Annotated in this window: 9 protein-coding genes; 1 reads left to right on the top strand and 8 read right to left on the bottom strand. The window is 65.4% G+C overall.

The genetic code is table 11. The features are described 5' to 3' along the window. The 7 genes from PMI42_RS37085 to PMI42_RS37055 form a co-directional block, all read right to left on the bottom strand. Positions 1–350: FHIPEP family type III secretion protein (locus PMI42_RS37085; protein WP_008145145.1), on the bottom strand; the 350-nt coding region annotated here is incomplete at its 3' end. A 246-nt stretch (positions 351–596) separates the two neighbouring features. Next, positions 597–893, bottom strand: a complete 297-nt coding sequence (locus PMI42_RS37080) for a copper-binding protein (RefSeq protein ID WP_008145143.1) — start codon at positions 891–893, stop codon at positions 597–599. Positions 894–909: 16 nt separating this feature from the next. Next, entirely contained in the window at positions 910–1,395 is a 486-nt protein-coding gene (locus tag PMI42_RS39845) for a cupredoxin domain-containing protein (protein WP_008145141.1), read from the bottom strand. A gap of 8 nt (positions 1,396–1,403) precedes the next feature. Next, a complete protein-coding gene (locus tag PMI42_RS37070; RefSeq protein ID WP_085969992.1) occupies positions 1,404–2,741 on the bottom strand; it encodes a multicopper oxidase family protein in 1,338 nt (445 codons plus the stop codon). 13 nt (positions 2,742–2,754) lie between these two features. Next, the gene (locus PMI42_RS37065; RefSeq protein ID WP_008145138.1) at positions 2,755–4,194 is read right to left on the bottom strand and encodes a TolC family protein; all 1,440 of its coding nucleotides are present in this window, start codon (positions 4,192–4,194) and stop codon (positions 2,755–2,757) included. A 10-nt stretch (positions 4,195–4,204) separates the two neighbouring features. Further along, a complete protein-coding gene (locus tag PMI42_RS37060) occupies positions 4,205–4,489 on the bottom strand; it encodes a hypothetical protein (RefSeq protein ID WP_008145136.1) in 285 nt (94 codons plus the stop codon). A gap of 77 nt (positions 4,490–4,566) precedes the next feature. Next, positions 4,567–5,010, bottom strand: coding sequence for a hypothetical protein (locus PMI42_RS37055; protein WP_008145133.1), 444 nt, complete (start codon positions 5,008–5,010; stop codon positions 4,567–4,569). 151 nt (positions 5,011–5,161) lie between these two features. On the opposite strand from PMI42_RS37055, the gene PMI42_RS37050 reads away from it, so the two are divergent. After that, complete coding sequence (locus tag PMI42_RS37050) at positions 5,162–6,427, top strand: MFS transporter (RefSeq protein WP_008145131.1); 1,266 nt, start codon at positions 5,162–5,164, stop codon at positions 6,425–6,427. On the opposite strand, the gene PMI42_RS37045 is transcribed toward PMI42_RS37050, so the two are convergent. Beyond that, positions 6,424–6,653: DUF4864 domain-containing protein (locus PMI42_RS37045; RefSeq protein WP_008145129.1), on the bottom strand; the 230-nt coding region annotated here is incomplete at its 5' end. The two genes, PMI42_RS37050 and PMI42_RS37045, sit on opposite strands and share 4 nt — an antisense overlap.

The raw sequence follows: 6,653 nt of genomic DNA, 5'->3' as shown, positions 1-6,653 counted from the left end.
GCGGCCGCCGTGCCCTCGTGCCCGTGCGACAGGATCAGGCGGGTCGAGGCCATGTTGAGCGACAGGCGCAGCATGGTCGAGATCAGGAGGACGGTCGGGAAGGCGGAGAATTCCAGCGGCGCCTGGATGAACAGCGAGGTCATCAGGATCAGGATCGAGAGCGTGATCGAGATCGCCAGGAACAGGTCCAGCACGATCGCCGGCAGGGGCAGGATCAGCACCACCAGGATGGTGAGGACGCCGAGCGCCAGCGCGATATCGCCGCGCCTGAGGATGTTGCCGATCTCGGTAAGGGTGGGGAAGCCGGCGTTGGTGCTGCCTACGCCCTGTCCCGCGGTGACGTCGACCATGCTAGCTGCTCCCCCGCGCGACTGACGTCCGCGCGCCCCAATTGTCTGCGCGGCGGCCGAAGGACCGCCGTTTCGAAAGTGAGGCACCGCACTGGCGTCCACGGGGGACCTCCCGTTTTACGCGGCTGACGACACTCGACTTCACCCGGCAATTCTTGCCGGGTGTATGGTTAGCAAAGGGTTAACGAAGGGTGCGGCAGGAGGTCAGACCGGGGTGTTTCGGGGCCCGGAACGACCAGGATGGCCCTACTTCGCCTTCTCCATCTTCGTGACCGTGTACCCCGACGGCGCCTCCTCGGCCTCGAAGGTCACCTTGTCGCCGACCTTCACCTGCTTGAGCAGAGCGGGGTCCTTGACGCGGTAGACCATGGTCATGGGCTCATCCATGCCGAGGTTCTTGGCGGGCCCGTGCTTGAGGGTGATCTTGCCGGCGCCCTCGTCGATCTTCTTGACCTCGCCGCTGATCGAGGCGCCCTGCGCGGCGGCGAAGGTCAGGCCGAGTGTCAGCGCGAGCGCTGCGGCGATACGGGTGATCTGTTTCATGGGTCTCTCCATCGCTTCAATTCACGTTGACGTGGCCGACCATGCCGTAGTCGCGATGGCCGGGGATCAGGCAGGAAAATTCGAACGTGCCGGCCTTGGTGAACCTCCAGAGGATCTCGGCCGTTTTGCTCGGCGCGAGCCGTACGCCGTTGGGCTCGTCGTGCTCCATGTGCGGATGCTTCTTCATCACCTCGGCATGCGCGAGGTTTTCCTTGGGTGTGGCGAGCAGGAATTCATGGTCCTCCTTGCCGACATTGCGCAGCACGAAGCGGACCTGCTCGCCTTGCTTGACCTCGATCCTGGCGGGGGCGTAGTCCATCTCGTTCATCAGGATCTCGATGGTGCGGGCGGGCTTCTTGGGGTCGCCCGGCTCGCCGGCCGAAAAGGACTCATGCCCGTGCTGTTCGTGGGCAAAAGCCGGTGCGATTGAAAGCGCCGCCAGCGCGGTGGCGAGTTTGATCGTCTTCATCGTCAACTTCTTCTTCTCCAGTTGGTGGTTCATCGAAACGCTCACATCTTCATGTTCTTCATCGGAGGGGCGCTTCCTTGCTGTCGCGCCGGCTCTGCGGCCGGTGGCGTAACTTCGTAGGCGACGGTGCCTTGCGGGAATTTGTAGGGGCCGGGATCGCGGTAATCGTCGCGGGCGAGGCCTTCGCGGATCTTCATCACGGTGAACATGCCGCCCATCTCGATCGGGCCGAACTGGCCGGTGCCGGTCATCATCGGCAGCGTGTTGTCGGGCGCGGGCATCTCCATGCTGCCCATCGCCATGCCGGTCGAGCCCATCGCCATGGCATCCGGCGCGAGCTTGCCGACGGCCTTGGCGAGATCCTTGCGCGACACGCCGATCAGGGTGCGCACCTCGTGGCCCATCGCGTTCATGGTGTGGTGCGATTTGTGGCAGTGGAACGCCCAGTCGCCGGGATTGTCGGCGAGCACGTCGAACACCCTGACGGCGCCGACGGGGACGTCGGTGGTCGTCTCCGGATATTGCGCGCTCTCCGGAATCCAGCCGCCGTCGGTGCAGGTCACCGCGAAGCTGTGACCGTGCAGATGGATCGGATGGTTGGTCATGCTGAGATTGCCGATACGCACGCGGACCTTGTCGCCGAGCCGCACCGGCAAGGGATCGATGCCGGGAAACACCCGCGAATTCCAGGTCCACATGTTGAAGTCGGTCATCTCGTTGACCTGCGGCAGGTAGGAGCCGGGATCGACGCGGTAGGTGCTCATCACGAAGACGTAGTCGCGGTCGACCGGGCGGAAGTTTTGATCGCGCGGATGCACGACGATCATGCCCATCATGCCCATCGCCATCTGCACCATCTCGTCGGAATGCGGGTGGTACATGAAGGTCCCGCTCTTCTTCATCTCGAACTCGTAGACGAAGGTCTTGCCCGGCTCGATATGCGGCTGGTTCAGTCCGCCGACGCCGTCCATGCCGCTCGGCACGATCATGCCGTGCCAGTGCACGGTGGTGTATTCGGGCAAACGGTTGGTGACGAAGATGCGGACCTTGTCGCCCTCGACCGCCTCGATGGTCGGGCCCGGCGACTGGCCGTTATAGCCCCACAAATTCACCTTCATGCCTTCGGCGAACTCGCGCACCACGGGTTCGGCGACGAGATGGAATTCCTTCCAGTCGCCGTTCATGCGGAACGGCAGCGACCAGCCGTTCAGCGTCACCACGGGGCGATAATCGGGGCCGCTGATCGGGTGCAGCGGCGGCTGCATCACCACCTTGTCCATGGTGGGTGCTTCCGGAATGGAGGCGGCCTGCACGCGGCCGCTGATGGCCGATGCGCTGGCAAGCGCGGCGCTGCCCAAAAATCCTCGACGTGAAAACATGCTGCTCTCCATCTCAATGGCCGCCATCGGCAGGTGCCGCCGCGGCGATGGTGGTTGAATTGTCGCCGCCGGACACAGGCGCGCCGCCGCCGTTGACGGCGGTCTGCAAGTCGGACTGGGCGAGAAAGAATTTTTGCTTGGCGTCGATCGCGCCCCGCAACGAGGCCAGGCGCTGCCGCGCCTCGGTCAGCAGCGCGAAGATGTCGACCTGCATGCTGGAGAAGCGCAGCTGCATCTCCTCGGTGATGATTTTTCGCAAGGGAACGATCTCGCGCTGGTAATGGCTGGCGATGTCGTAGGTCGAGCGATAGACGCGATAGGCATCACGCGCCTCCGAGCGAACATTGACAGCGCGCTCGGTGAGGCGGTTGAATGCGAGGTTGTAGGTCTCCGCCGCCTGCCGCACCCGAACCTCGCCGCCGTCGAAGATCGGGATCTGGAACTGCACGTCGAAACCGCGCTCGCGGAACGGCGCGCCCTCGGGGTCCTGGGTGCGGCGGGAAATCCCGGCGAGATCGAGCAATGTCACGAAGCGCGTCGCCTCGGTGAGGTTCAGCGATTTCGCCAGCGCCGTCAGTTCCAGTCGCGCGATCTGAAGATCGATGCGATGGGCCACTGCATCGGCTTCGATCGAGGGCAGCGCCTGCGGCCGGCGCGGCAGCGGCGGCAACTGGTTGGGCAGGCGGAAATCGAGGCCGTCGTCCCACAGCCCCATCAGGCGCGCGAGCCTTTCGCGCGCGCTCGTCGCGGCCTGCCGTGCGGTGGCGAGGTCGGCGGTGGTCTCGGCATAGAACACCTGCTCGCGGGCCTGGTCGAGCTTGTTGATCGAGCCGGTCTCGCCGAGCTTGACCGCAAGCTGCGCGGTCGATTCCGCCGTCGCCTTTGCGTCGGTCAGCAACACCACCATCTCGTTGCCGGCGACTGCGCCGACATAGGCGCGGCGCACTTCCGCGGCGAGCCGCAGCGTCGCCAGCGCGGCGCGCAATTGCGCCTGACGAAAACGCTCGCGCGCGATCTCGGAGCGGAACGGCAGCGTCGCGAGGGCGAGGATGTCGCCGACCACCTGGCGCTCGATCTCGTTGGCGCCATTGCCCGAGATGCGGGAGACCGAGAAGACCGGATTGGGCGGCAGGCTCTGCTCCACCATCTCGGTTTCGGCCAGCGCCAGTTCGTTATAGGCGGCCTGCAGCCCCTTGTTGTTGAGCAGTGCGACCTGCACGGCGGTCTCGCCGGTCAGCGGGCGCGCCAGCAACCGGCGGACGGTCGCGTTGACGGCTTCCGCGCCCTCTGCGGTTCGCACGAAGGCGACGTCCTTGTTGATGGTCTGGCTGGTCAGGTCCGAGACCGTCGTCATGCCGCCGTCCGGCGTGAATGCCATGCAGCCGGCAAGACTTACTGCCGAAAGCCCGAACGCGGTGAGCACGAGCAGGCCCCGCGCAAGATGATGTGTCATGGCGCGGCTCCTACCTGTCTTGCTTCGGCTGCGGCGTGACGGCGTCGTTGCGGTCGCGCCATGGCGCCGGCGTCGCAGGCCGTCGGCTGGTGTAGGGCGCAATGGTCGACCGATAGCCGACAGGTGCGACCTTCGCCGCCGGGTCGGCAGGATCGGCGTCAGCAATCTGCGTCGTTGCCGGCATGCAGCCGGACAGCGCGAGCGCAATCACGGCCAGCAGCGGCCAATTGAATAGAGTGTGCCGTCCACGCGCCGCGGATGCGGCGGCGGACTTCGCCCCGGAAAGCATGAGCATGAGTCATCCCTGATCTGTCGTGAGACCACAGGTTCGCGCGCGCGGATGCGCGTGCGGCCTGACGTCGTTGAGGCAGATCAGGCGATGGGGGGACGGTAGTGCCGGGGCGGCGCGGCGCTGTGCAGGCTGACCACGATCTCGGGCGCGCAGGCGGAGATCGGCTGAACCGGCTTGGCGACGACGGGCAGATCGGCCGGCAGCGCGCTCGCGCACATCATCGCGCAGCACGGGCCGACTGCGCCCTTGCCGTCATGATGATGCGGAGCGGGAGCGTCCTGTGCGGCGGTCTGGTGATGCGCATGCGGTGCGGCGTGGTCATGCGACACGCCGGCATGCATGTGGCCGGCCGGCATCTGGTGGTGCACCGGCACGAGGTCGGCGAGGAGCGCGTCGTCGAGGCACGGGGCCGGACCAGTGCCCCAGGCCAGGCTTGCGGCCGGCGCGAGCACGCAGAACAGGTAGGCGAGGGCGATGATCCGCCCCACCCTGATCCGCATCGATCGCGTCAATCGCAACAGCATTCCGCCGATAAGGCTCCTCGCGCGGCAAGATTGCACACGCAGATTGCAAACTAATGGCAAAGCGTGAATTCGCCAAGCATCTTCTTACCGCAGTGCACCGCGCATGCCCAATATATCGTCACGTTGCTTGACCCCGCGGCGATCGGCGAACATGGTCCGCGCCGTGCACGCACCAAATCACCCAGGGCAGAAACCGGCCTCATTCACCCCTGATTCGCGTCAGGCCTGGGTGCGGCTGGTCATTGCGCTTGTAATCGGTTCGATCGGCGCCGTCGGCATGTGGGCGGTCGTGGTGGTGATTCCCGTCGTGCAGGCCGAATTCTCCGCCACGCGCGGCGCGGTGTCGCTGGCCTTCACCCTCATGATGTTCGGCTTCGGGCTTGGTGGCGTGATCGCCGGCAGGATCACGGACCGGTTCGGCATCGTGCCGGCGATGGCCATCAGCATCGCCTTCCTCGGCGTCGCGAATGTGCTGGCGGGGCTCTCGAGCATGCTCTGGCAGTTCGTTGCCGCGTACTTCCTGATCGGCCTCGGCACGTCGGCGACCTTCGCGCCGCTGATGGCTGAGGCCTCGCACTGGTTCGAGCGCTACCGCGGGCTGGCCGTGACCATCGTCGCGAGCGGCAATTACGTTGCCGGCACGATCTGGCCGCCGCTCATAAATTGGGGCGTGCAGACCGCGAACTGGCGCATGACCCATATCGCGATCGCGATCGTCTGCGTGAGCCTGATGAGCATCCTGGTGCTGGTCCTGCGCGCACAGATGGGGCACGACAAGGTTGGCGATCACGCCAATGCGCCGCCGCCTCGGGTCGATCTCAAGCTGTCCACCAACACCCTGACGGTGCTGCTCTCGATCGCCTCCATCGCCTGCTGCGTGGCGATGGCGATGCCCCAGGTCCACATCGTCGCCTATTGCGGCGATCTCGGTTTCGGCGTGGCGCGCGGCGCGGAGATGCTGTCGCTGATGATGGCCTGCGGTGTCGTCAGCCGCATCGGCTCGGGCTACCTCGCCGACAAGATCGGCGGCATTCGCACGCTGCTGGTCGGATCGGTGGCGCAGGGCTTCGCGCTGTTCTTCTACCTGTTCTTCGACAGCCTCACCTCGCTCTATCTGATCTCGGCGATGTTCGGCCTGTTCCAGGGCGGCATCGTGCCGAGCTACGCCATCATCGTGCGCGAGGCGATGCCGGCAGGCGAGGCGGCAACCCGCGTCGGCATCGTGATCTTCGCCTCGGTGTTCGGCATGTCCTTCGGCGGCTGGGTGTCGGGCGTCATCTTCGACGCGACCGGCTCCTATGCGGCCGCCTTCGCCAATGGCATCGCCTGGAACGTCGTCAATATCGGCATCGTCGTGACACTGCTGATCCGGTCGCGGATCAATTCGGTGAGGACCGGGCCGGGCTTTGCCACCTAAACCTCCCGTCCCACCTTCAGCAACGAGCAGCCGGTGATCTTGTAGCTGCCATCGCCCTGCTGCTCGAGCGTGTAGAGCGCCTCCCACGCTTCGCCGTTGGCGTCGACGATATGGACGTGCTGGGAGATCCAGCTGCCTTCACTCTTGCTCTCGCCAAATTCAAAACTCTTGTGCCGGTAGACCGGCGGGTAGCCGTTCTGCACCATCGACATGAAGATGTCGGGCG

Source organism: Bradyrhizobium sp. YR681 (assembly GCF_000282615.1).
Lineage (GTDB): Bacteria > Pseudomonadota > Alphaproteobacteria > Rhizobiales > Xanthobacteraceae > Bradyrhizobium.
This window is presented reverse-complemented; position numbering and strand designations above follow the sequence as displayed.

Excerpts from the sequence above, each read along its gene's own strand:
- PMI42_RS37080 (WP_008145143.1), bottom strand. The coding sequence starts at position 893 with ATGAAACAGATCACCCGTATCGCCGCAGCGCTCGCGCTGACACTCGGC.
- PMI42_RS39845 (WP_008145141.1), bottom strand. The coding sequence starts at position 1,395 with ATGAACCACCAACTGGAGAAGAAGAAGTTGACGATGAAGACGATCAAA.
- PMI42_RS37070 (WP_085969992.1), bottom strand. The coding sequence starts at position 2,741 with ATGTTTTCACGTCGAGGATTTTTGGGCAGCGCCGCGCTTGCCAGCGCA.
- PMI42_RS37065 (WP_008145138.1), bottom strand. The coding sequence starts at position 4,194 with ATGACACATCATCTTGCGCGGGGCCTGCTCGTGCTCACCGCGTTCGGG.
- PMI42_RS37060 (WP_008145136.1), bottom strand. The coding sequence starts at position 4,489 with ATGCTCATGCTTTCCGGGGCGAAGTCCGCCGCCGCATCCGCGGCGCGT.
- PMI42_RS37055 (WP_008145133.1), bottom strand. The coding sequence starts at position 5,010 with ATGCTGTTGCGATTGACGCGATCGATGCGGATCAGGGTGGGGCGGATC.
- PMI42_RS37050 (WP_008145131.1), top strand. The coding sequence starts at position 5,162 with ATGGTCCGCGCCGTGCACGCACCAAATCACCCAGGGCAGAAACCGGCC.